Source organism: Sphingobacterium sp. CZ-UAM (assembly GCF_002000245.1).
Lineage (GTDB): Bacteria > Bacteroidota > Bacteroidia > Sphingobacteriales > Sphingobacteriaceae > Sphingobacterium.
The window spans coordinates 450,702-474,286 of sequence record NZ_MTCM01000001.1 but is presented as its reverse complement, the minus strand read 5'-3'; the positions used below and the strand labels follow the sequence as shown (position 1 = coordinate 474,286).

Genomic DNA, 23,585 nt, shown 5'->3' with positions numbered 1-23,585 from the left:
GGCAATCGCTAAAGATTATTTCGCAGATAACCCTGAAAATTATCTTGAAACTGCAGGTTGTTTCCTGTTCTATATTTACTTAATTTATTGTTTAGCGCCAGCCCCCACAGTATAAATTCAGCCAGGAAATAGCGATCTTCGGCTTTCGTTTCTGGCTGGTATTTTTGTATCAGTGTTTGGATAGGTATCATTTGATCCAATAGACTTTTGTAATCTACATCAGTAAGCTCATCAGATAATTCGATCCCCTCCGATTCCGAAAACCAACGGACAATCTCGTCATAGGGATAGCGTTCGTTGTCCTTCTCCAGCTTCTCAATTTTGGGGAATAAGATCGGAAAGAGGCTTTTTACCGCATTATCGATCAACTGGAGGGCCACGGAAGCTGCCCCTTCCTGTTCACCTTCATAAACGAGTTCCACCTTACCAGTTATCGCCGGTACGATACCCATAAAGTCACTCAGGCGTACTGCGGTTACTCTTGTACTGCTTCTAAGCATCCGCAATTCTGCCGTACTTAATAAATTCTGAAATGCTGTAATACTCATCCGCGCGCTGACACCACTTTTTTCGTCTACATATTCGCTATTTCGAGCTTCAAAACTGATCTGTTCGATTAATTCACTTGCCAACTCAGGAACATATATATGCTCCTTCTGTGCTACTTCCAAGTTTGCCTCCTGTGCTGTAATAGTCTTCGCTACCTCGATAGATGTAGGATAATGCGTTAATATCTGTGACCCGATCCGATCCTTGAGTGGTGTCACAATACTTCCTCTGTTGGTATAATCTTCCGGATTTGCAGTAAACACAAACTGTACGTCTAATGGTAGACGCAACTTAAATCCGCGGATCTGGATATCCCCTTCCTGCAAAATATTGAAAAGGGCTACTTGAATCCGAGCTTGGAGATCCGGGAGTTCATTTATGACGAATATCGAACGGTTTGCACGTGGAATCATGCCAAAATGAATCACACGGTCATCCGCATAGCTCAGTTTCAAATTAGCAGCTTTGATTGGATCGACATCACCGATCAGATCCGCTACAGTCACATCCGGTGTCGCAAGCTTTTCAGCAAAACGGTCATTTCGATGCAGCCAGCTTATCGCTGTGTCATCGCCATTTTCCTTCAATAGCTCCTGTGCATAACGTGATATGGGGCTAAATGGATCATCGTTAATCTCTGAGCCTTGCACCACAGGCACATACTCATCCAGCAGATTAACCATTAGTCGAGCCAAGCGTGTCTTTGCCTGACCACGGAGACCAAGAAAATTAATATTGTGTTTGGAAAGAATGGCTCTTTCAAGTTCGGGAATAACCGTATCCTCATAACCATGAACACCCGTGAAAACGGTTTCGCCCTTAGTAATCTTTTCAATCAGGTTTTGACGCAATTCTTCCTTTATCGTTTTGGGTTTATAGCCTGCACTTTTCAATGCGCCAAATGTTGTAATCGTCGTATAGTTCATATATTGTGCTAATGAAGCGCAAATGCTGCGCAGATGATATCTTCTTATCGTTAAACGATCTGTTTATCGTATCCGTTTTTTACGATTTTCTTCATAATCTTCAAAAATCATTCCTCCCAGATCTCCGAGTCCTGTATAGTAGGCCTTGCCTTGATTCGACGCTGTAAATTCGTTGACAAATTGCTGTAAATAAGGATCAGAAGTGATCATAAAGGTCGTAATGGGTATCCCCAGCTTTCGGGCCTGCGCTGCCATACTATAACATTTACTGGTAATGAACGGATCCAATCCCATCGGGTTCTTATAGTAAGTACCGTCTGGCATGTTTAGGCAGCTCGGTTTCCCGTCCGTAATCATGAAGATCTGTTTGTTCGCATGCCGCTTTCGCCGGAGTATGTCCATTGCTAACTTTAAGCCGGCGACAGTATTGGTATGAAACGGCCCTACTTGCAGGTAAGGCAAGTCTTTAATCGCGATGGGCCAAGCATCATTGCCGAAAACAATGACATCAAGGGAATCCTTGGGATAACGTGTGATGATAAGCTCCGATAAAGCCATGGCTACTTTCTTTGCAGGTGTGATCCGATCCTCTCCATATAGAATCATACTATGGCTGATGTCGATCATCAACACGGTACTCATCTGGGATTTAAATTGTGTATCTTCTACGACCAGATCGTTCTCTGACAGACTGAACTCCCCCATCCCATGATTGATCTGAGCATTTTTCAGACTCTCGGTCAATGCTATTTTTTCTAAGTTGTCTCCAAACTGATAACTCCTAAAATCACCTGTATTTTCGTCACTCCGACCTTGATGATTGGTTTTATGATTGCCTGAAACTCCTTTTCGCATTTTCCCAAAAATCTGATCTAAGGCATTCTGTCGCAATGCTTTTTCCAACTTTGAGGTCATATCTACACCGCCCTCAGTCCCGAATCCTAATTTCTCCCGTATATATCCTTTATTCTTTAAATCCGCTATGAAATCATCGATCGTATATTCCGGAGTAGTCAACTTGAACTCTCTATCCAATTGACGTAACCAGTCTATAGCTTCGTCAAAATCGCCAGCGGTATGGGTAATCAGTTCTTTAAAAATTTCAAATAATTTATCAAAAGGAGTCTGAAACGGCTCGGCATATTGTGTGAAGAGAAAACCCCTATTTCGTCTCGTACTGCTCATGCATTCCTTGTTTTAAGAATAAAGAAGCTATCCGTCGATTGAATCCGGAATCACTTCGTAGTATAAATTTACGAAATATTAATTCTTATAAAGAGCCCTGCACCGAAATTTCGTACTCAGGGTATCAATCAGAAAATAGAATTAATACTTATCCTTTTTACTAATTCATTGACTTGCTCCCTATGATTTTCCCGTACATTTTCAATTGACAATGTCCCCCCTAGTATGAGCATTTCCCTGTGCTGAAAGCGTTTCCCTAACCTATCCTCAAGCATAACCTTTTCCATACTTTGGGCAATGCCGATCTCCTCTAAAAAATGATTGGGATGGCCCGCGGTGCAGATAACTATTCCATGTTTGATTATTTTCATTTTTGGCAGGTCTGGTTTTTGCCCATAAGCATAACCGACGGAATAAACTCTGTCAAACCAACCTTTCATCATTGCCGGACAGTCACTCCACCAGACTGGATATAGGAAGATAACACAGTCCGCATTTTCTATCTTTTGCTGCTCTCCAATCACATCCGCTGGGACGGGCAATGTCGTATCTGCATTGCCTTCTCTTTGGTATTCCGTTAAGGTCATAATACCCTGAAAATTATTCGCATATAAATCAGAAACTTCCACATTCCATCTTTGGGCAACCAACATATTCTTCAGGTGGCTCAATATCTCGAATGTATAGGATTTCTCGCTCGGATGACTGTAAACAATTAAAATATTCATAATGACACAATTAGGATTACATTTTCTTTTGTGAATCTTGTGGGAACTTCGAATCGGATTGTTTAATCAAAACGGGATTGACAACAGAATATTCATAACAACCTATTATTCAACGCAAAAGCCAAGGCTTCATTCATATTTCCCACACCCAATTTTTCAAACAATTTCCGTCGATGGAATTTCACCGTATCTATTGAAATGAAGATCTTCTTGGAAGTTTCGTGGATAGAAAGCCCGCGATGATAATAGCGTAAAATTTCGATTTCACGTTCTGTGAGATTAACTTTTGTACGAGCAATCCATTTACCAGTCAATAGGTCAAGCTCCCATAGCAAATCAGAATGAAGTTTTTCTATGGTTACATTTCCTGAAGAAATATTTGAAGATAAAGATACAATACACATCGCTTTCCATATCTTTCCCTCCTCAGTTAGAAAAAATGGTGTTAACTTATGATTGATCAAAATATATTTCTTATTTGCATCTTGTATTTGAAAATCATAGGATATAACATGTTGCTTCCGCTCTTCCAACGGAATATTTTCATAGAAATTAAAACCGGCATTGTTAATCTGAATGAGCATCTGAAAATCCGGGGCAGGTACATATTTCTGGTAAAATCCGTATCCCATCTCAATAACCTGTTTTGAAGTTAAACCTGCAAGAAACAACGGATTATCTGAAACAAATTCAAATGCTTTCAATTGATAATCGATCACGTAAATACTTTGGTAAGTAATACGCGCGAAAGCTTTAACAATTTCTATATAATCTTTGGTCTGTTCTAAATCTTTTGCTGATAGACTATCCACAGCATTCTTGGGTGAAAATAAATCGTTAACATCCATGTTCAAACTATATACTTCAAAAGTAAATAAAACTACACTCAGGTGTAGCTCTTATTATGATAATGTGTAATATTTTTGAACAAAATAGAAATCGATAGGCAGCGTTTTAGCACGTACCAGACCGAAACATATCATTACAGCCTTAATTACCTTAAAAATGACAAATTGCAAAAACTGTGGAACTGATATCATCTCCAATTTCTGCCCAAATTGTGGTCAACCCGCGGTCCTCAAAAGGATAGATGCGCACTATATCGTCCATGAGATTGAACATGTCCTTCATTTCGAACGGGGGATTTTGTATACTATCCGGGAACTTTTCACTACCCCGGGAAAAAATGTACGGAATTACCTTTCTGAAAATCGAAGTCGCTTGGTCAAACCCGTTATTTTTATTATTGTCACCTCATTGATCTACTCGATTGTAAGCCATTATTTTCATGTTGAAGATAAATATGTTAGTTATTATGAATCCCTACACTCTACAACGGGCGCTATGTACCTCTGGATCCAAAACCATTACGGTTATGCTAATATTATAATGGGGATATTTATTGCATTTTGGACAAAAATATTTTTTAAAAAATATGGGTTCAATCTTTTTGAAATTATTATCCTATTGTGTTTTACTTTAGGAATGAGCATGTTAATATATACATTTTTCGCAATACTGGAAGGTGCTACAGATAAAAATGTTACGGTACTCTCGAGTATAATAGGTATGTTATATTGCGTTTGGTCTATAGGACAGTTTTTCGATCCACATAAAACAGTTGGTTATCTTAAAGCCCTATCTGCTTACATTTTAGGATGTATCACGTTTACAATAGCAGTTTTTACTATTGGTTCTACGATAGATCTTATCTTTCATTGACAATAATAGTTTTCGGACCCATCCATAAATAGATAAACCGCCACCATCTTAAAACTTAATTTTTATCAAAAAAATTAATAAATGTTACAAAACAATTCTCAACATTGATTTATCAATCGATTGATTAAACAATACTGGATAAAAATGTAATTTTTTTTTCGAGACAATCAGTCCAATGGGCTATATTCATTATTATACAATATAAACCATTATGAGAAAACTTTTAAATTTATTGATTGCCACCTTGGCCCTAGGTGTAGCGTCCTGTAATAAGACGCTCGTCCCAACGGATGAAAACAGTGAAAATTTAAAACTTAAAGCATCCAACACAACAATTACCAATGAGTGGCGTACAAATCCGTACAAACTCAACGTCATTTACTTTGTACCCAATGATGTCGATTCGATTCCTAATTTTAGAAAACGAATCAGCCGGATCCTTCTGGACGCACAGGAAATGTTTGCCTCGAATATGAATCGTGAAGGATTTGGCCGCAAATCCTTCGGATTGGACCTGACAAATGATACGTTGATCAACATCCACTACATTGCTGGAAAATTTGGGAAATCAACCTATCCCTATTCCGGTGGTAGCGGTGCCGTCAAATCCGAAGTGGATGCTTATTTCACCCAGAACCCTACAGCAAAGAAAAGTGCGCACAACCTGATTATTATTCCTACCTATAATACTGATCCGGCCAATCCAGGAGGTCCTCCCTTCTATGGTACCGGTACCACCTGTTATGCCTTGGATTACATAAATCTGGATGCCAAAAACTTAGGAATAGGTGGAGACATCGGCTGGAAGGCAACAGTTTGGATAGGCGGAATGATCCATGAACTTGGGCATGGTTTAAATGCCAGTCACAATCGGATGAATAAGACATTAGCTCCAACGCTAGGTACCGCATTGATGGGTTCTGGTAATTCGACCTATGGAATCTCCACCACTTCATTGACAGCTACCACCGCCGCGACCTTTAATAACAGTCAGGTGTTTAGCACCGTAACAAGAAATGACTGGTATGCTTCAGCGACAGCGGAGATCACTTCATTGTCCTCAAGTTATAGCAACGACAAGATCATTATTTCTGGCAAATTTACCACGACCAAGCCTGTAAATGATATCGTGGTTTGGCATGACAGAGAGCCATTTGGGGGTAACAACGACTATGATGCAGTACAATGGGCCACTAAAATCATTGGTCAGGATAGTTTCAGATTCGAATGTCCATTGGCAGATTTTTATGATTTAACAGGAAACTATGAAATGCGTATCGGCTTTATGCATGTCAACGGAAGTCGCTCAACATTAGGATATGCCTATAACTTCGTCAATAATATTCCTGATCTCAGTAAAGTTGTTACGCATAAACTATTACCGACAACAGGCTGGTCAATCATAGGTAGTGACAGCAACGAATCCGGTGCCCCAGCAAGCAATGTGCTTGACATGAACAGAAGTACAATCTGGCACACACCATGGTCTTCTGCACAAACACCACAACCGCACTTCTTCTCCGTGAATATGGGCGCTCTACGCTCAATAAAGGGGCTCGCGTTTCGAAACCGTGATAATCTGAACGGAGCAATGAAAGATATCAATATTTATACAAGTACAAACGGGACAAGCTGGACCTTGGTTAAATCGGCGCAGCTGAGCAAAGTTTCTGGCTCTTGGATTAATGTTAACCTTGATTCGACAATAAGCACGCGCTATCTTAAAATAGAATCTGTGAATTCTTGGGGTGATTTCTTTTACTCACATCTGGCAGACTTCGGGGTCTTTTCTGATTAGTTTTTTATTCGCTTAATTCTTTAAAGGAGTGTTCACAAAGGCAGAACACTCCTATTTTTCCTCCTACACCCCACAATTTCTTTTCTCAAACCTTTAATCTCCAGACGCATTTTAAAGTCCTTTATTTATTCCGATACTATGGGCCTCAACTGCTAATGTGGAGCTGATGAAAATAAAACTAGTCCCTGAAATCTGAGCATGAATTTCTATGGATATATTGCTACTTTGGCTATCGTATATCAGAATCAAATGATGAAAGGCTAATGATAGACCAGAAACAATAGCATTGCCTGCGGAGAGCAAAAACATTGTGAGGCTTACCATGCGTCTGGACTTTATTTAGCTGGTAACGATAAGAGTGATTTGCAATATACATAGGAACAGCCAGAGTAAAGCTCCGAAAGAATCTAACTGGAGTGGAAAGAGAAAAATCCACGCAGGTTTTACACCTGGCGAAACAATCGAAGCCCAAGGTGGAAGTTTGTTGATTTTTAATACAAAACTTTTTTTCGTTACAATTTTAAGGCAAACATGATAAAAACCACAGCCGAATTATCCCAATAAAGCAAAAAAAACACCACTTAAAAACAAACCTTTCAATTACTTACACGCAAAAACAGCTCAGGAAGGACATTATATAAATTACGTACATTGTTTCTAATATTTTTGTATAATAGCTATATTTTTAAAAAAATAGCTAGGTAATGTTGTCCATCGAATACTATTTTAAAACATATTTTCTACAGCTCTGCACCTTTGCCTTTCCATGGGTCAACTCAGAGGAGATAGCTAAGGATATTGTACAAGATGCTTTTATTGTCCTGATGGACAGACCTGAATTGTTGGAAAAGGGAGAACGCGTTATCAAAAGTTTTCTTTACACCTCTGTAAAAAATATGGCAATGAACGCCAAACGACGGGATATGGTATTTGATAAGATACGTGGTTCCATAACCGTAGAAGAATCCGACAATCATAATATTCTTGATGATCTTATCAATGCTGAACTGATTGGCGCATTACACCGCGAGCTCAACCAATTGCCTGAAGGCTGTCAGCGTATTTGCCGTTTAATCTATTTGGACGGTATGAAATATGAGGAGGTCGCACGGGAATTGGACGTATCTGTCAACACCGTAAAAACGCAACGGGTTCGTGCAATAAACCTTTTGAAAACCAAATTCCTAAATCTAATATTAAACTTCCTTTTGCTTTAAAGATTATCCTTCTTTATTTTTTTTTCATCCTGAGTCACCCTTTTTGATTCCTCAAGTTATTTAGTATTAAATTATGATAGAAACCGATAAAATAGTGTTGGCAGAATTGGCTTCATTACTTCTGAAAGATGGGCAATTAGCTACTGCACAAGAAAATGAGCTAAAACGTTTGTTGGAAAAATATCCCGACGCAAAGGAAAGTTTACGCTACCGTCTTGCGAATACGGATATCCAAGTTCCATTTGATTTACGCAACACCGATTTAGATCAGGAGTGGGAAATTTTAAAAACCAAATATAATGAAAGAAAAATTACGCCAAATTATCGTTGGTGGAATGGACAATGGAAAGTTAGGATCGGAGAAGCTGCCGCGCTATTATTACTCTTTACTTTTGTTTGGATCTGGAAATCCTATGTTAAACCTATCAACTATCTTATTCCGGATAAGGTCTATGGCCAAAAAAACGATGTTCTTCCAGGGGAAAATGGTGCTATCTTGAAGATTAAAGGAAAGGACGATATCAACCTAATGAATAAGCAAGTCGACCAAAGCCTTTCTCAGGGGATTGAATTTAAAAATGGAGAATTATTATACGCGCAGCTCAAAACTAAAGAGTACAATCCGATGCACACATTAATTGTACCCAAAAGATCTACTATAGCAATAACATTAAGCGATGGTACGCGTGTATGGGTAAATTCGGAATCGGAACTGATCTATAATGCAAATTTCAATGAAAAAGAACGGAAAGTACGACTAAAAGGGGAAGCTTATTTTGAAGTAGCCAAGGACGCAAAACGGCCATTTATCGTAGAAGCCAATGACCTTAGCATCCAAGCGATAGGAACAGCTTTTGATATCAATTCCTATACCCAAAATGCCAAAGTACTGCTAACTGAAGGACGCTTAAAAGTCAATGGACAAGAAAAAGAGATTTTTATAGATGCTGGAAATGGTGCAAAAATGATTAAAAATCAATTGGTTGCCTTCCCAATACCGGACATGGAAGAAGCGACGGCATGGAAGGATGGCTATTTCTATTTCGAAAACAAAACTATGCAGCAGATTCTCGATGAATTAAGCCGCTGGTATGGTATTAAAATTGATTCTAATGTTTCATTAGATAAAATACGTTACAAAGGAGGCATAAAAAGAGATGTAACCCTTGCAGAGGTCTGTAATCTACTGAAAGACCTGACTGGCTATCAGCTGACAATCGACAAAGAAAAATTAATCGTAACAAACCGACCGAAAAAAAATAAATAAACTATCTAAACAAGAAAAGGAGGGCTTATAATATGTAAGAAGATAAATACCTAAATATTGTATGAAAAAGAATGCAGAAGTACTCCAATACTCCTGCATCTAACTGAATTAACAACTGATCGTAAACTATTAATTCTCTACCAAATTATGAATAATTTATTTTATTCAAAAGGAATTCTTTGTCCTATAGACAAGGGGAAAATTTTGAACAATCTAATCAAAATGAAACTGACCGGAATATTATTAGCAACATCCATGGTGGGTGCCTACGCTTCAAGCTCTGCTCAGATTACACTGCATGCCAAAAACGCCAAGATTGAAACAGTCCTCAAAAACATCACCAAACAGACAGGCATACGTTTTATCTTTATGGAGGGCTTACTGAATAATGAAAAAGCAAATCTTGAAATAACAGATGCAACCCTGAATAAAGCACTTGATCAGCTCTTTAAGAATAGCGCATTTTATTACATGGTACATCGGGGTACCGTCGTCATAAAACGGAAACAGGAAAATATTCCTAATGATCTATCAAATAGTGAAATGCTTTATCAGCAACGAACCCTTAAAGGGAAAATACATGACACAAAAGGAAATCTATTAAGTGCAGTCAGCATATTGCTCAAAGGGACAAACATTGGAACTACAACAAATGCTAGAGGTGAATTTCAGCTTTCTCTACCAAATGGGAATAAAGGTACATTGATCTTCAGCGCTGTGGGCTTTAAACAGCTTGAGTTACCCATCAACAACAAAACCGAGCTCAATATTGTCATGGACAGTGATGAGATTGGGCTTGAAGAGGTTGTGGTGGTCGGATTTTCAGAGGTTGATAAAAAGCACCTGGCTTCTTCGGTATCCCAAATGGATATGGAAAAAGTAAAAAACCGGCCTATCTATAAAATGCAGGATGCCTTTTCGGGAACAATTCCCGGTGTTACGATGATGCGGGGGAATAGTCTTCCTGGAAGTGTACCTGGCACCATTTCTATTCGTGGTATCAGCACCTTACAAAACGCCGATCCTCTGGTCATCGTGGATGGAATGGAACAGAGTATCCACGATATCGATCCTAACCAGGTGAAAAGTATTACTGTACTTAAAGATGCAGCTTCAGCGTCTATGTATGGCTCACGTGGCGCCAATGGCGTCATTATCATCGAAACGGAACGTGGGCAAACTGGCCAATTTAAAGTTTTTACAAACAACTGGTATGCCATAAACAAACCGATCGATCTTCCAGAATTTGTGGGGGCAGTTGATTTTATGAAATTGCGAAACGAAACACTGGTCCAACAAGGACAACCTGCGATCTATTCGGATGAAACAATTGAACAATACGCCAGCGGAAAAATAAAAGGGGTCAATTGGCTGGACGAAATCATGGAACGCACGTCTACGGCAATTAACAACAACGCCAGTATTTCAGGCGGCGGTGGCGTAGGTACCTTTAACCTTATGTTGGGCCATATTAAGGAAAATGGCCTCAACAATATTGAAGGTACACAAAAATTCTCGGCCAGGTTCAATACGAATATCAATATTGCAGATAAGTTTGTCTTGATGGCCGATTTTTACGCACATCGTCTGCAAGTCAACCGGCTAATGGCAAATGATGATGGTCACGGACTCTATCAACAAGCCTGGCGCCTGAACCCAACACAACAGATCTACTATGATGTAGACAGGCCTGAACCATTCATACTGCATAACAACATAAATCCCCTCGCTTCGATTAAACATGGTGGCACCAAAAACTATATGCATGACCGTAGTACGATCAATCTCCGGCCTAAATATAATATCAACAGTAACCTAAATATCGAAGGTAATGTATCCTACATGATCAATAAATCTGCCGACAAGCAAAAGCGATTAACCTACAAATTCTTTGATGAAAAAGGGGCACCGATCAGCATATGGGGTAATGATGTGAATGCTTCGCAAGGAGTCAGTGAGAGCCAGCTGACTGCGCGGGCATTAGTCAATTACAACAAAGAACTGCGTCAGGATAAAGACAAAATCTATCTCACCGCAGGCTCTGAGATCATGAGCTATACCTTTACCGATTTTAGGGAAATTAGCAAGGCATCCTTTTTTGGTAAATTAAACTATTCATTTGACAACCGTTATATATTTGAGTTAACAGGTCGTTCGGATGGGAGCAGTAAATTTGCACCGGGTCATCGCTGGGGTTTCTTTCCATCAGGGGCATTTGCGTGGAATCTGCATAATGAGCGCTTTTTCAAGCCAATTCTCGAATCCGAGGCGATCAACAATATTAAGATCCGTGCCTCATACGGATTGATCGGTAATGAAAATGTCGCACCCTATCTGTGGCAGGAATCTGTCAATACCTGGGGATGGACAATGCGTGTTCCCAATTCTAATTTTTCATGGGAGAAACAAAAACAATGGAATCTCGGTCTCGATATGAATGCGCTCAAAAATAGACTTTCTTTAACAGCGGAAGTATACCATAAAAATTCGTATGATTTAATCTATGACCAATTTGCTGTTCCGCCCTTAACAGGATCATACAACTTAGTCTCCGCAGTAAATATTGGTGCGGTAGAGAATAATGGCTGGGAAGTTTCAGTAAACTGGTCTGACAAGAAAGATGATTTCTCCTATAAAGTCGGTGCGATGCTATTCAATAACCGCAACCGCATACTCAAGGCTGGTTATAATGAAAATGACCGCTTGATTTTCAAAGGCAATAATGATCAGATATGGTATAAAGGGATACCGATCAATAATTATTATGGCTTTCAATCAAATGGTTACTTCCAGAATCAACAAGAAATTGATGAAACCGCAGCGAAAATGCCCAATTCCAGACCTGGCGATATCCGCTATGTCGATCAAAATCAGGATGGCTTAATTAACGACAATGACCGAGTTTATCTAGCAGATCCTCTTCCCTATTACAATTACGCCATCAATATGGACCTGCATTATAAACGCTGGGATTTTTCTGCGCTTGGTCAAGGCGTGGGTAAAAGAACGGGTAGGCTAGCTGGGCAGGAAGCTTATCCGGTGTATGTCGATGGAAACAGCAATGACCTAGGGGCACCACGTGTTGAATATGTTGCCGACCATTGGAGTCCGGAAAATCCAAATAGCCGCTTCCCGCGTCTCTGGACCGGCTCAACGCCGAACACACTTTTGAGTAATGTATGGCTCAGCAATGCTGCCTTTTTCCGTGTCAAATCACTTCAACTGGGATACACTTTTCCATCCATTGGTAAAAGTATCAAAAACCTAAGGATGTATGTTAATGCCCAGGATGTATTCACCATTACAAAATGGGAAGGACTAGACCCTGAGCGGATCGGTAGTGGTAATGGAAATTACCCACGGATGGCAACATACAGTTTTGGATTAAGTGCGAGCATTTTTTAATATCACCACAATGAAAAAGAAAATTATTACCCTGATAATTGCATTGACAACACTTAGTAGCTGCGAAAAATTTCTTGATAAGCGAGATCCGACAGCAACTTCTTTTGATGAGTTTTTTAACACGGAGGAGGATTTACGCCGTGTGGTCTACAGCAGCTATTTGGATGCTTTTATGGGTCCAGGTGAACGTCGTCTCCTTTTTTATATGACCGAAGGTCGTTCGGACAATGCTTATGCCCGCATTGAGACAGACCACCACATGATCATTGCCAACGGCAATATGACCAGCAACTCTCCTTTAGCCGTTTACTACTGGAATTTACATAATCAGCACATAGGACGTATTAACACGTATTTGGCAAATGTTAATGTACCTTATGTCGAAAATGAATCTACCCGTCAAAGATATAAAGCAATTCTTGAAGGTTTGCGCATCTGGCATTACTTTAGGATAACAGAATTTTGGGGTAATGTCCCCTTTGTGCTTACTCCTGTTAAACTGGAAGAGGCAACACCACCTGTCACACCTAAAGCTGAAATCCTTGATAAACTCTTTGAAATGAGTGAAGATGTTGCAAATAGACTTCCAGAAAATGAAGGCACGACAAATGCATATATGTTCAATAAGTATTCTTTTAAAACATTGGTCATGCGCTATGCGCTCTATAATGGAAGATACGAACTCGCGGCAAGGCTTGCTAAAGAAATAATGGATAGTGGGAAATATCAACTCCACCCCCAATATGCTAATCTATTTAACTATCAAGCTGATAAAACTAATAAAGAGTTTATCATTAAGTTCGATATGGAAAGTCATAACAATTCCGCAACGGCGTCATTTCAACATCTGGCCCCACAATATCGAACTGGGAATGGACAATCTTATGTTGTTCCTCTAAAAGCACTTGTGGATAGTTATTGGACTCTACAGGGCCGACCAATTGACAACTGTCCATTACACAGCAAACAAGCCTATGAGCTTAATCCAAAATTAAACCGCGATCCGCGGTATGAAGCCAGTGTGTTTGGTCATGGCGATCTCTTCAATAATGAAAAAATAGACATCTATGATGCCAAAAGCGCTTTTTACTACCAAAACCTACGCAGTAGTAGATCGGGATACTGGTTTAAGAAATTTGTGGACCAAGCCGATGCGTTCCGTACTGGTGGAAATATGCATTTTTCTTTAGCTCGCTATGCCGAAGTCCTTTTAACCTATGCTGAAGCCAAAATAATGTTGAATGAAATAGATGATCTGGCCAAAAGTTGTATCAATCAAATTCGCAAAAGAGCCGGACTCGATATGACCGTTGCGGATGTCAATTTAGTTGCAAAATCACAACAGGAATGGATAGCACTCATCCGCAACGAAAGAAGAATCGAATTCGCTGGGGAAGGATTGCGCTATAGCGATATCTTGCGATGGAAAACGGCAGAAACGGTACTTAATCAAGCAGCTCTCGGTCATATGCGTTTGAATGGCTCTGGACAGTCTGAAGTACTCAAAATTGAGGATCGAAAGTTCTTAAAACATCAATACCTATGGCCATTTCACGAGAGTAGTTTTCAGGTGGAACCTAACTTGGTGCAAAATCCGGGCTATTAGTCACTAGTAAAAAACGACTTTCCAAATGGAAAGTCGTTTTTTACTTAGCTAGTGCTGCTATGTTACTTTGATTTTTTCCGAGTCTCGAATCCCGCTTTCACTAAAAATCTCTCACCTCGTCAAACCAGTCATTAGCGGTCTCCGACTGTATTTTTACCGGTGACGCTTCTATTAATTGCTGAATGGCAATACCAGTGTCTTCTCGCTCGGCAGTTTCAATGTTGGATAGTTTGTTAATTGTTTCGATCAATTCTACAAGGGCTTGTTTTATCTCGTTTTCTGTTTTACCATTAACGATTTTCTGTAAAGCAGCTTTATAAGCTTTGGTGGCAATTTTAGCGCTTTTGCTTTCCCAGTTTGTAAAGGGAATTCCATATTCTGTCGTAAACCACACTGAGTTCCGCAGTTTGGAGACTGAACAATATTCTAGTTCTTTTCCTGACTTAACGAGCTCCTTTAATTCGGTTTTCAATCTTTTTCCTGTAATCTCCTCAATATTCCACCCGATAAATGATTTCAGGTTGTCCCAAGAATTTAAAGAAGGGAAATTTTCTAAGTTGGGAGCATAACGAATAGCTAAACTTTCCAACTTTTCAAGTTTGTTTAGACTGGCTACATTACTAAGATTTCCTGTAAGACTTAACCCTTGCAAATTGGGAAATTGCAATAAACTTTCGCAATCTAGCGCTTGCCCCAACAGTTCAACAATCACGTCGAGTCCGGTAATTTTTCCCAGGGATTTAAAAGCAGGTAGTCGATAAGGTAATGCGATTTTATCTCTCGTTACATTAGGATAGAGGCGGATGTATGGATTTGCATTTTCCGATAAAATTTCAAATTTTCCCAGATCCCCTGATAGGTTAAGCGATCTCAAACCAAGGAGGCAATCATCTTCGCCTGATGGTAAAGCAATTTTTACAGGAATTTTATTCGAACGAACTGTCAAATTTCCGATCTGAGCAGCATTTAAATTAATATCAGCTGGTATGGATGGCTGCCAGAAGAAATCTTCAATCGCTCTTTTTTTTGACCATTCAAGGAAACCCGTATCATTACCATAATAATAAAAAAATCTTGGCCAATGACTACCAGCCGGTGTCATATATGTATCAAAGGCGTTCCAGTTGATGGCCGATTCTCTTTCAACAAGAACATCAAATTTTTTCTTGTCCATATCAGCTTCACCAATAGAAAAACTGCCTTGACCTGCCTCAATTTTCACGGTGTGACTATTCGTGCTCGTCAACGAAAGATGGATCGGACTTTCTCTATTCATATTGTAGGCGTTAACAGCTTCTTTTGGTTTAAAATTTTGAGCATCTCTTTCTATAATTTTATTGCTGGCATTTTCCTCTTTGTTATGCTAGGAGTCTGTTACAGCATTTGACTAATTTACAAAAAACAATCTTATTCTATTTTGCGACCTAAGATTATCATTCCTAAATATCCGTTTTGTTCCGCATTAAATAGACTATAAAATAAATAGTCTGTATCAGATCGAGCAGTACTTGGTATGAAAACGATCGCAATAAACTTTATCAAAGGTGGACACGGCTATTTATACTTTCCCATGTTCCATAATTTTTCAACAATCTCGTTTTGATTATATTCAAAATAATTGCCCTTTTTATCTTTTTGTCTCTGAAAAAGACTATGGTCAAAAGTTGTAAAATTTAAGCTTAGAAAATCAATGAAATAATCATCAAGATGATAATGAAACTGCGCTCTCAAACTTTTATCATTCTCATCCTGGATGACAAAAGTCTTTTGTCGTCTCACAATTTCAGTCAGTTCACCCTTTGTGATATGTTCAATAACTTTCGGAGCGGGAAGTGATATTCTGAATGCCAAAACCTCAGCACCTTCTTCCTCCCACCATTCCCAAAGATTAAATTGAGACATATCTTTACCCGTCATTTCATGAAGCGTATTTTCAAGCTTTTGATATTCGGTACTATCTTCATCTCCATTCTCTTCACAATAGTCTGAATATGCTAGAATAAGTTTTAGAACTTCCGGATAGTGTTTTTCCGCTGATTTAAAATCGGGTTCAATTTCTTTTCTTAATTCCATTATCCAAATATAACGTCAAAAGTACCTTCATCTTGTTTTGTACAACCTCCTTGACCTATGACCAAACAACTAGGTTCTGGTCTTTTACACCAAAAAGACGAGATCGGCAAACAAAAATATAATAATAATTTAAACCGACTGTATTTCGCGACCTTGCTAGTAGTAAACTGAACCAGTAATAAATAATTAAAAAATCAGTAAATTCACGATATGATAACACTTGATCAGCGTATAAATATCATAAGATGTAGCCTATAAAAGAAAGTGAAAATGAGTAAGCGAGCGTTGCGCATCTATTAACAATTGGAAAACGGTTATGAAACTATCATCGACAGCAGAAAATATTATGATGCAAATTAACGACAAGAAAACCAAACTTGGTGACTTGCGTAAAATTGCCAACATCATAAAGAAGGATCAGGAACTAGCCATGGAGCTTTGGGCCACAGCGCAGTATCTCCCAAGACAATTGGCTATCCTCCTTATGGACAAGAAATTACTTTCTAAAGAAATTATTGATAGATTGGTAAGCGATATTGAACAACATCGGGAAGACGAAAAACTGCAGCTGATTGATTGGTTTATGGCGAATCAACTTGCCAAGGACAAAAGAACAATTACATTGATGGAAAGTTGGGAAAACAGTATATCTCCCCTTCAAAGACGTACTTTTTGGTACCATCAAGCCCGATTGCGATGGGTAGGACAAACACCGCCGCCTAATAGCGAGGAATTACTTGCAAAAATTGAATCCCGAATTGAAAATGAAGTACCTGAAGTCCAGTGGGCGATGAATTTTACTGCCGCTCAAATCGGTATCTTTCAGGAAAATTTCCGAGCAAGATGTATCAATATCGGAGAGCAAACCGGACTCTATAAAGACGAAATCGTAGCAAAAAACTGTACTCCAAATTATCTGCCGAAATTCATAGCTAAACAGGTGGCAAAACTTGGTAAATAAATCACCGAATTATCCTGGAAATATTCGGTGATTCATCCTATTTAGCTAAAACTGGCTATCGCACGGTTGCGAATCTCTGAAACATTTAATCCAGCATCTTCAAGCTTTTGTTCAGCCTGTTTCTCAATTAAATCCTTCAATACAACAAAGGTATCATCAAATTGAACATGTTTGCCAATTACAAAGGATAAGTCATATTCGATCTCTTCCCAGGTAGAAATATCAGCATGATTATGTTGTAATTGTACCTCTAATTTATCAATGGCATTCGCAACTTTTGCTTCGAAAGTATCCTTCTCTTCAAATTCATAAAAAAGATCATAGATTTCTTGACCATTCGTCGATGTGAGCATTTCCTTAATATTAGAGATGGCCTTCTCCTCATTTTGTTGCTTGATCTTTTTGACATCTGGATTACGAATCTGATCCAATACGGAAACATCCCCTGCTTCTGCTTCCACCAGATCATGAATAATGATCATTTTTAGCAGACGGGAAAGATCAATTTTTTCATCCAGAAGTGGTTCGATCAAAACAGCCATCAACGACATCCGCCAGGTATGCTCCGCAACACTCTCCTGACGTCCGTTTGATAACCAGCTATGTCGTAACTCGAATTTTAATTTTTCAGCCAATTTCAGGACATCTAATATCGCTGACAATTGTTCCATCTTTATTTGATTAATCATTTTATTTACAAAGGCTCTCCTGACCTATCAGTTATATCAATACCAATACTAAATTAATATTTTCTAAATGTTAATAAAGGAATTTTTTAACGAAAAAACGGATGTCGATTTAATAAAGCCTGTCAGGAATACTTGCCTCTGAGTGATTTCATCATCTAGGCTATTATGACGATAATACCATTATTGGCTATAAATATTGGCAGTCGCAAAAGGAATATGACAATTGTCACCGAATTGCCAATTACTCTTCCTACCTTTGTTTCCAAATAAAACACATATGCCAAAAGAAACAAAAGCGGGACTTTATCAGGGAACCATAGAAAAAGATGCGAATGGAAATTACTTTTGTGGCCCTTATCTATTGGATTATCAAACCGTAGAAGCTTATTTTAAATTGGGTGATCGGGTCAGCTTAAAAAGTATCATCAAAAATACCAGCCGTATGAGTATGGAAACTTATCCACAAAAATCAATTAAGTTTTCATATGCTACTGAAAATCATGACAATGATTAAGATGAACTAAATCGTTCAATACAGAACTCATGCTGAATACACTTCATCTGTTTTCATAACCCTTGTAAAATGGAACCTATGAAAACAGATGGATAATAAAGTATCAGCCCTGCAACCTAGGCGTAAACGAAATTGAAGATCAACTTTTAGAGATGATAAAATCCTGATAAACAATTTCATATTCCTACTGTTAGGTATAGAACAGATAATATTGTTTATGCCTCATTTTATTATAGAATGTTCACAAGATATTCTTCAAATGATAGCCCCTGATGAACTCATGGACGCTGTATACGATACCGCAGATGCTACAGGAATTTTTGCCCCCAATGATATAAAGGTTAGAATTCAGTCTTTCTCCCATTTTAAACTTGGAAGCAATAAGACCAATTTTCTACATGTATTCGGATATATTATGGAGGGACGAACAACGGAACAAAAGGCAAATCTCTCAAAAACAATCACTGCCCGACTGAGGAAATTGCTTCCTTCGACCTCTTTCCTTTCGGTCAGCATCAGCGAATTTGAAGCAGCAACCTATTGCAACAGTTCGTTAATAAATCCTCGGAATACGAATCATGACCGCCATTTCGAATTATAAGATCTCCTCCATTAATTTTCGGCTAAAATGATCCATCTCATTTACGTTTGAGATATGGATCACGATGATCCCTAATCATTCTGCTTACCTTAGTGTATATTCAAAAAAGGAGATAACATGACGAATACAATGAAAGCCGCACGTTGGCATGCTGCAAAAGACATTCGGGTAGAATCAACTGAAATTCCTGAACCAAAGACCGGTCAAGTTAAGATAGCTGTTCATTTTGCTGGCATCTGTGGGTCTGATCTACATGAATATGTACATGGTCCGCAATTAATTCCAGTAGATCAACCTTATCCACTAAATGGGCATCAGGGAACCACTACATTAGGCCATGAGTTTTCAGGAGTTATAGATGCGATAGGTGAAGGCGTCCAGCATCTAAAAGTAGGTGACCGTGTCGTCGTAGAACCGATTTTTAAGAATTTCGACAGTCCTTTTATCGCGAATGGCGCATATAACTTATCTGAACCTTTGGGATTTGTAGGTCTTTCCAGCAATGGTGGGTTTGCATCGTATGCTGTGGTCGAAGACTATATGGTACACAAGATACCAGATAGCATGTCGTTCGAACAGGGAGCATTAGTAGAACCAACTGCAGTAGCAGTTTATGCCGTGCTCCAAAGTGGACTTAAAATCGGACAAACGGTATTAGTTTCTGGAGCTGGTCCAATAGGTTTACTATGTGTCCAAGCTGCACTTGCAGCAGGTGCAACAACAGTTATTGTGACTGACATCGCAGACAAACGATTGGAGAAAGCTAAAGCCATCGGCGCTACCCATATCATCAATGCAAAAGAAGAAGGTATACCGCAAAAAATTAAGTCCATCACAGGGCTCGGAGTGGATGTATTTCTGGATTGCGCCGGTGTACAAGCCTCCTATACAACTGGAATTGATAGTTTAAAAAATGGTGGAACTGCCGTTTTAGTTGCACTTTTTGGCAAACCTGTAACGACCGATGCGCTGGATCAGGTCCTGCGGGAAATCACCATTAAAGGTATTATTGCTTATCGTAATATCTTTCCACAGGTTATCGCGCTTATCGATAGTGGACGTATGCCCGTAGAAAAACTTGTGACACGCAAAATAAGCTTAGACAATATCGTTTCAGAAGGATTTGAAGCTCTGGTGAATGATCCCACTGAAGTCAAAATCTTAATTGATATACAGAAAAATTAACACTATCAGGATACAGATGATAGGGCAATAATAAGCATCGTATCGAAATAATAATGTCGTTTTATAAATCTGGCCGTTGGGTTGACCCAAGCGGTCCAGATTTATTCGGTTTGCCAAATCTTTGTAAACGGCTTACATTCTATTTGGTAGTTATCTTTGGTCCTTAATACGGATCCTGCGATAACCAATAAGAAAACAGTTACAGCTAAGCTTTATAACCTTGGCTTTGGAGCCTTGCTATTTTTATAGTACCAAGATATGGTAATAAAAGCAGCAGGACAACCAAGTGGGCTAAATTTCTATCGCAAAGCTTCCGAAACCGCATAACTGTCTTCCAACAGTGTATATTCGATAATTTTATGGTTGTGTATCCTCAAGTGAATAAAGAATACAGAACTGACCAACCTTCCTGTCTCCAACATCTTGGAAGTAAAATTCCCTTTTATAATAGCCTGATCTTCGTTGGTCAATACTGTCTGTATTGCAGCCTTTACGGGTTCTACGGCTGACCATAGTAACTTAAAAAGTTGTTCCACTTCCGGTTTCGAACTTCTCGATCCCAGCCATTTTATCTTTGCTGTATTGCCTGGAATTTCCAGGTAAAACTCTTCGGCAAAAAGATCAACCAGATTTTTCAGTTCTCGCCGCTGCAAGCAGCCTAGGAAGGTATCCACAAGTGTATTGATATTTTCCATCTCAAATATTGTTTAGATTTCTGTTCTGCAAATAAGCCATCATTCCAACCCATGCGGCAACAGCTAGGATCATAACAGAACCTATCATACTGATCGTATAAAACAAGGAGATGACAGCAATAACGCTGGCAATAACCCAAATAACATCAAGCGTAATGATAAATTTGGTCCAACTTTTCGGGATAATTTTCTTCATAGCCGTTGCCAGTACAAATACAGAAAACACGATCAGAAAACCTCCCACTAAGGTAAATGGACTACTGTGTGGTGTTTTAAATAGTTGTGTAAATAAAGAAGGCATAGTCGCTAATAAGATCCCGGTCATTCCTGAGCTGATCGCATTGGTCAGCAATACATTTTTTAGTGTCATAATTTCTATCTTTTTGTTATTCAAAAGTATTGCTGTACGGACTGTTTTTTATTATCTATAAGCGACAGGGTATTGACATTATGCGACAATCAGACACAAATTGTAAAACATATCATTAGATTTACAGTATGAATTATAGACAAACCATGTTGCAAGCCTTAATTGCCTTTTGTGGCGAGCGTGGGTTAGATAATGCTAAAATTACTGCATTATCAGGGTTTTCGATTGCCCAGTTAATGAATGGCTCCAGGTTTGATATCTCCGATCAACAGGTGGAAAATCTATGGAAGAACATTGTTCAGTTTTCCAACGATGAGCTGATAGGCTTGCATTTTGGAGCCACAATGCAGTTAGCGGCGCTGAATATTGTCGGACAGATTATCCAGACGAGTAGCACTGTGAAAGATGCCCTGCTACAAGTACGATCAATGATGCACCTCGTCACGGATCTTTATACAATGGAAATAGAACTGGGGCCTAAAACATGTGTCATCCAATACCTTAAAAATACAGGTTTTGACCATTTACAGATGACCCAAAGACAATTCGGGGACTTCCTTATAGCGTTTACAATTTATGAACTGAAAGGGCTGTTACTTAAAAATCTGAAACCCACGAAGGTTGGTCTACCAAGCTTTCAGAAAGATCGCTACTTGGACTATGAGATAATTTTGAAATGTCCAATAGTTAAAGCAGAATATTATACGGTAGAATTTCCCAAAGAATACCTGGACTTTGCGATCATTACAGCCAACTATGAGGTGCAAACTTTGCTCATTAACCAAATGAACAAATTGCAAAATCCAAACGAGTTAACAGGTGCTCTTTCCAAGAGGATATTCAACTACCTTCTAGCGAACTCTTACCTTTACTCACTCTCGATTGAAGCGGTAGCAGGAAATTTCAATGTCAGTGTAAGGACTTTACAACGTAAACTCAAGGATGAGGGAGCATCTTATGTACAAATTGTTGAGGAGGTGCGTAAGTCAATGGCTGTCCACTACATGCAAAACAGTAATTCTTCCATAAAAGAAATTTCAACCATTTTGGGCTATGCTGAGCCAAGTGCCTTCGTTCGGGCATTTAAAAAATGGACAGGGAAAACACCTACAGCATATCGAACGGCTGGTCTTTAGATTAATTATCATAACTTAAGCTTATACCAACAGCGAATGGAATGCAGATTGCCAACCGCCTCAATTTTCAAGACAGTTCGTATTTGAAACGTTATTTTAAGAGACAAACAGGTATGACCTTAACGCAATACCGAAAATAATTTATGGGAACGCTTGATCATTCCCATACCTCCCATTCCCCACGCTGGAAATCATACTTTGCGTATTCCCCACTGTCAGTAAATTCTGAAGCGACCATTCCTACTTCAAAAATTGAGTTTGCATTCCAGCTTGCTGTAAAGTAGAGTGCATTTCCGGTTAATAAGGCGGTGCCAAAATCACCATCGGAATGGCTAAAATGTAGACCATGATCATCCTCCCCAGTGATCTTGTAGTTGTAGTTTAAAAGTCGCTCTTTAAGCTCTTGAAACTGTTGTCCAGTAAAAGGAACGAGGTTTTCTTCTTTTTCGAAAAAATCCGCATCATGAGCATTTTCTTCCCTTACCTTTGTTTCAGTCCTGTATAGTGAAATATCGTAACTCATCGGTTTTGAAATGTTTTTATTATTCTTTTTCAATTGGCATATTTTGACAAATGCTGACCGAGTCTTGTGGTACTCTATAAGATCCTTTGTAACGCCTTAAACCCCAAAATACCATTATTCAATTTTAATCATAGCCTTTCAAGCAACCGAAATATGCACTTTTAATTTGCTTTATTAAATATAGTGAGTAATGATCTTGAATACCAGATAGATTTATGATTCGGAGGGTAGGACTTAATATCTGTCCAAAATAATCGATTATTTGCAGCATCATTAATATCAAATTAAGCTTCTTGAATAGACCACACATATCCATTGTGGAGATCTATCGCAACTTGAGGCGAACTTCAATCAATCGATGAGATTGCGCCTCGAAGTAAGACAAACGTCAGCGGTAGAGTTCTTCCCGCAATTCCACCAAAAGTTTTGTCAGCA

General features: G+C 38.9%; 22 protein-coding genes. 12 read left to right on the top strand and 10 right to left on the bottom strand.

Annotated elements, in window-relative coordinates:
* Positions 1 to 8 precede the first annotated feature (8 nt).
* From BWD42_RS01940 to BWD42_RS01925, 4 genes are all read right to left on the bottom strand, one after another.
* Positions 9 to 1,475: a sigma 54-interacting transcriptional regulator gene (locus tag BWD42_RS01940; protein ID WP_077432790.1), complete on the bottom strand. Its 1,467-nt coding sequence runs from the start codon at positions 1,473 to 1,475 to the stop codon at positions 9 to 11.
* A gap of 63 nt (positions 1,476 to 1,538) precedes the next feature.
* Positions 1,539 to 2,660, bottom strand: coding sequence for a vWA domain-containing protein (locus tag BWD42_RS01935; RefSeq protein ID WP_077432789.1), 1,122 nt, complete (start codon positions 2,658 to 2,660; stop codon positions 1,539 to 1,541).
* Between the two features lie 128 nt (positions 2,661 to 2,788).
* The gene (locus BWD42_RS01930) at positions 2,789 to 3,388 is read right to left on the bottom strand and encodes an NAD(P)H-dependent oxidoreductase (RefSeq protein WP_077432788.1); all 600 of its coding nucleotides are present in this window, start codon (positions 3,386 to 3,388) and stop codon (positions 2,789 to 2,791) included.
* A 92-nt stretch (positions 3,389 to 3,480) separates the two neighbouring features.
* A complete protein-coding gene (locus tag BWD42_RS01925; RefSeq protein WP_077432787.1) occupies positions 3,481 to 4,236 on the bottom strand; it encodes a response regulator transcription factor in 756 nt (251 codons plus the stop codon).
* A gap of 157 nt (positions 4,237 to 4,393) precedes the next feature.
* Between BWD42_RS01925 and BWD42_RS01920 the strand changes: the two genes are divergently transcribed.
* The 6 genes from BWD42_RS01920 to BWD42_RS01895 all read left to right on the top strand — a co-directional run bounded on the left by BWD42_RS01920 (position 4,394) and on the right by BWD42_RS01895 (position 14,403).
* Positions 4,394 to 5,110: a DUF3667 domain-containing protein gene (locus BWD42_RS01920; protein WP_077432786.1), complete on the top strand. Its 717-nt coding sequence runs from the start codon at positions 4,394 to 4,396 to the stop codon at positions 5,108 to 5,110.
* A 211-nt stretch (positions 5,111 to 5,321) separates the two neighbouring features.
* Positions 5,322 to 6,908: a discoidin domain-containing protein gene (locus BWD42_RS01915; protein ID WP_077432785.1), complete on the top strand. Its 1,587-nt coding sequence runs from the start codon at positions 5,322 to 5,324 to the stop codon at positions 6,906 to 6,908.
* 704 nt (positions 6,909 to 7,612) lie between these two features.
* The gene (locus BWD42_RS01910; RefSeq protein WP_077432784.1) at positions 7,613 to 8,125 is read left to right on the top strand and encodes a sigma-70 family RNA polymerase sigma factor; all 513 of its coding nucleotides are present in this window, start codon (positions 7,613 to 7,615) and stop codon (positions 8,123 to 8,125) included.
* A 73-nt stretch (positions 8,126 to 8,198) separates the two neighbouring features.
* Positions 8,199 to 9,392, top strand: coding sequence for a FecR family protein (locus BWD42_RS01905; RefSeq protein ID WP_077432783.1), 1,194 nt, complete (start codon positions 8,199 to 8,201; stop codon positions 9,390 to 9,392).
* 147 nt (positions 9,393 to 9,539) lie between these two features.
* The gene (locus BWD42_RS01900) at positions 9,540 to 12,797 is read left to right on the top strand and encodes a SusC/RagA family TonB-linked outer membrane protein (protein ID WP_217699981.1); all 3,258 of its coding nucleotides are present in this window, start codon (positions 9,540 to 9,542) and stop codon (positions 12,795 to 12,797) included.
* Between the two features lie 10 nt (positions 12,798 to 12,807).
* Positions 12,808 to 14,403, top strand: coding sequence for a RagB/SusD family nutrient uptake outer membrane protein (locus BWD42_RS01895; protein WP_077432782.1), 1,596 nt, complete (start codon positions 12,808 to 12,810; stop codon positions 14,401 to 14,403).
* Between the two features lie 100 nt (positions 14,404 to 14,503).
* Here the strand turns inward: BWD42_RS01895 and BWD42_RS01890 are convergent, their stop codons facing one another.
* Positions 14,504 to 15,679 carry a hypothetical protein gene (locus BWD42_RS01890; protein WP_077432781.1) on the bottom strand — a complete coding sequence of 392 codons (1,176 nt, stop codon included), beginning with the start codon at positions 15,677 to 15,679 and terminating at the stop codon, positions 14,504 to 14,506.
* A gap of 278 nt (positions 15,680 to 15,957) precedes the next feature.
* Positions 15,958 to 16,476, bottom strand: coding sequence for a hypothetical protein (locus tag BWD42_RS01885; RefSeq protein WP_077432780.1), 519 nt, complete (start codon positions 16,474 to 16,476; stop codon positions 15,958 to 15,960).
* A 316-nt stretch (positions 16,477 to 16,792) separates the two neighbouring features.
* Here BWD42_RS01885 and BWD42_RS01880 point away from each other — a divergent pair, with 316 nt between their 5' ends.
* Complete coding sequence (locus BWD42_RS01880) at positions 16,793 to 17,437, top strand: DNA alkylation repair protein (protein ID WP_077432779.1); 645 nt, start codon at positions 16,793 to 16,795, stop codon at positions 17,435 to 17,437.
* Between the two features lie 41 nt (positions 17,438 to 17,478).
* Here BWD42_RS01880 and BWD42_RS01875 read toward each other — a convergent pair whose 3' ends face one another.
* Positions 17,479 to 18,108: an HD domain-containing protein gene (locus BWD42_RS01875; RefSeq protein ID WP_077432778.1), complete on the bottom strand. Its 630-nt coding sequence runs from the start codon at positions 18,106 to 18,108 to the stop codon at positions 17,479 to 17,481.
* A gap of 295 nt (positions 18,109 to 18,403) precedes the next feature.
* On the opposite strand from BWD42_RS01875, the gene BWD42_RS01870 reads away from it, so the two are divergent.
* From BWD42_RS01870 to BWD42_RS01860, 3 genes are all read left to right on the top strand, one after another.
* Positions 18,404 to 18,640: a hypothetical protein gene (locus BWD42_RS01870; protein ID WP_077432777.1), complete on the top strand. Its 237-nt coding sequence runs from the start codon at positions 18,404 to 18,406 to the stop codon at positions 18,638 to 18,640.
* A 217-nt stretch (positions 18,641 to 18,857) separates the two neighbouring features.
* On the top strand, positions 18,858 to 19,241 hold the full coding sequence (locus tag BWD42_RS01865; protein ID WP_077432776.1) for a 5-carboxymethyl-2-hydroxymuconate Delta-isomerase: 384 nt from the start codon (positions 18,858 to 18,860) through the stop codon (positions 19,239 to 19,241).
* Between the two features lie 117 nt (positions 19,242 to 19,358).
* Entirely contained in the window at positions 19,359 to 20,426 is a 1,068-nt protein-coding gene (locus BWD42_RS01860; protein ID WP_077432775.1) for a 2,3-butanediol dehydrogenase, read from the top strand.
* A gap of 299 nt (positions 20,427 to 20,725) precedes the next feature.
* Here BWD42_RS01860 and BWD42_RS01855 read toward each other — a convergent pair whose 3' ends face one another.
* Together BWD42_RS01855 and BWD42_RS01850 are read right to left on the bottom strand one after the other, a co-directional pair.
* The gene (locus tag BWD42_RS01855) at positions 20,726 to 21,121 is read right to left on the bottom strand and encodes a nuclear transport factor 2 family protein (RefSeq protein WP_077432774.1); all 396 of its coding nucleotides are present in this window, start codon (positions 21,119 to 21,121) and stop codon (positions 20,726 to 20,728) included.
* Between the two features lies 1 nt (position 21,122).
* A complete protein-coding gene (locus BWD42_RS01850) occupies positions 21,123 to 21,491 on the bottom strand; it encodes a hypothetical protein (RefSeq protein WP_077432773.1) in 369 nt (122 codons plus the stop codon).
* 128 nt (positions 21,492 to 21,619) lie between these two features.
* Between BWD42_RS01850 and BWD42_RS01845 the strand changes: the two genes are divergently transcribed.
* Positions 21,620 to 22,627, top strand: coding sequence for an AraC family transcriptional regulator (locus tag BWD42_RS01845; protein ID WP_077432772.1), 1,008 nt, complete (start codon positions 21,620 to 21,622; stop codon positions 22,625 to 22,627).
* Between the two features lie 41 nt (positions 22,628 to 22,668).
* Positions 22,669 to 22,767: an AraC family transcriptional regulator gene (locus BWD42_RS25155; protein WP_077432771.1), complete on the top strand. Its 99-nt coding sequence runs from the start codon at positions 22,669 to 22,671 to the stop codon at positions 22,765 to 22,767.
* Positions 22,768 to 22,784: 17 nt separating this feature from the next.
* Here the strand turns inward: BWD42_RS25155 and BWD42_RS01835 are convergent, their stop codons facing one another.
* Complete coding sequence (locus BWD42_RS01835; RefSeq protein ID WP_077432770.1) at positions 22,785 to 23,150, bottom strand: hypothetical protein; 366 nt, start codon at positions 23,148 to 23,150, stop codon at positions 22,785 to 22,787.
* Positions 23,151 to 23,585: the final 435 nt, after the last annotated feature.

What these genes read in the sequence shown, in the direction of transcription:
- BWD42_RS01915 (WP_077432785.1), top strand. Translation starts at nt 5,322, where the DNA reads ATGAGAAAACTTTTAAATTTATTGATTGCCACCTTGGCCCTAGGTGTA.
- BWD42_RS01870 (WP_077432777.1), top strand. Translation starts at nt 18,404, where the DNA reads ATGCCAAAAGAAACAAAAGCGGGACTTTATCAGGGAACCATAGAAAAA.
- BWD42_RS01885 (WP_077432780.1), bottom strand. Translation starts at nt 16,476, where the DNA reads ATGGAATTAAGAAAAGAAATTGAACCCGATTTTAAATCAGCGGAAAAA.
- BWD42_RS01835 (WP_077432770.1), bottom strand. Translation starts at nt 23,150, where the DNA reads ATGAGTTACGATATTTCACTATACAGGACTGAAACAAAGGTAAGGGAA.
- BWD42_RS01845 (WP_077432772.1), top strand. Translation starts at nt 21,620, where the DNA reads ATGAATTATAGACAAACCATGTTGCAAGCCTTAATTGCCTTTTGTGGC.
- BWD42_RS01890 (WP_077432781.1), bottom strand. Translation starts at nt 15,679, where the DNA reads ATGAATAGAGAAAGTCCGATCCATCTTTCGTTGACGAGCACGAATAGT.
- BWD42_RS01865 (WP_077432776.1), top strand. Translation starts at nt 18,858, where the DNA reads ATGCCTCATTTTATTATAGAATGTTCACAAGATATTCTTCAAATGATA.
- BWD42_RS01905 (WP_077432783.1), top strand. Translation starts at nt 8,199, where the DNA reads ATGATAGAAACCGATAAAATAGTGTTGGCAGAATTGGCTTCATTACTT.
- BWD42_RS01855 (WP_077432774.1), bottom strand. Translation starts at nt 21,121, where the DNA reads ATGGAAAATATCAATACACTTGTGGATACCTTCCTAGGCTGCTTGCAG.
- BWD42_RS01935 (WP_077432789.1), bottom strand. Translation starts at nt 2,660, where the DNA reads ATGAGCAGTACGAGACGAAATAGGGGTTTTCTCTTCACACAATATGCC.
- BWD42_RS01895 (WP_077432782.1), top strand. Translation starts at nt 12,808, where the DNA reads ATGAAAAAGAAAATTATTACCCTGATAATTGCATTGACAACACTTAGT.
- BWD42_RS01860 (WP_077432775.1), top strand. Translation starts at nt 19,359, where the DNA reads ATGACGAATACAATGAAAGCCGCACGTTGGCATGCTGCAAAAGACATT.
- BWD42_RS01930 (WP_077432788.1), bottom strand. Translation starts at nt 3,388, where the DNA reads ATGAATATTTTAATTGTTTACAGTCATCCGAGCGAGAAATCCTATACA.
- BWD42_RS01920 (WP_077432786.1), top strand. Translation starts at nt 4,394, where the DNA reads ATGACAAATTGCAAAAACTGTGGAACTGATATCATCTCCAATTTCTGC.
- BWD42_RS25155 (WP_077432771.1), top strand. Translation starts at nt 22,669, where the DNA reads ATGCAGATTGCCAACCGCCTCAATTTTCAAGACAGTTCGTATTTGAAA.
- BWD42_RS01940 (WP_077432790.1), bottom strand. Translation starts at nt 1,475, where the DNA reads ATGAACTATACGACGATTACAACATTTGGCGCATTGAAAAGTGCAGGC.
- BWD42_RS01900 (WP_217699981.1), top strand. Translation starts at nt 9,540, where the DNA reads ATGAATAATTTATTTTATTCAAAAGGAATTCTTTGTCCTATAGACAAG.
- BWD42_RS01910 (WP_077432784.1), top strand. Translation starts at nt 7,613, where the DNA reads ATGTTGTCCATCGAATACTATTTTAAAACATATTTTCTACAGCTCTGC.
- BWD42_RS01850 (WP_077432773.1), bottom strand. Translation starts at nt 21,491, where the DNA reads ATGACACTAAAAAATGTATTGCTGACCAATGCGATCAGCTCAGGAATG.
- BWD42_RS01925 (WP_077432787.1), bottom strand. Translation starts at nt 4,236, where the DNA reads ATGGATGTTAACGATTTATTTTCACCCAAGAATGCTGTGGATAGTCTA.
- BWD42_RS01875 (WP_077432778.1), bottom strand. Translation starts at nt 18,108, where the DNA reads ATGGAACAATTGTCAGCGATATTAGATGTCCTGAAATTGGCTGAAAAA.
- BWD42_RS01880 (WP_077432779.1), top strand. Translation starts at nt 16,793, where the DNA reads ATGAAACTATCATCGACAGCAGAAAATATTATGATGCAAATTAACGAC.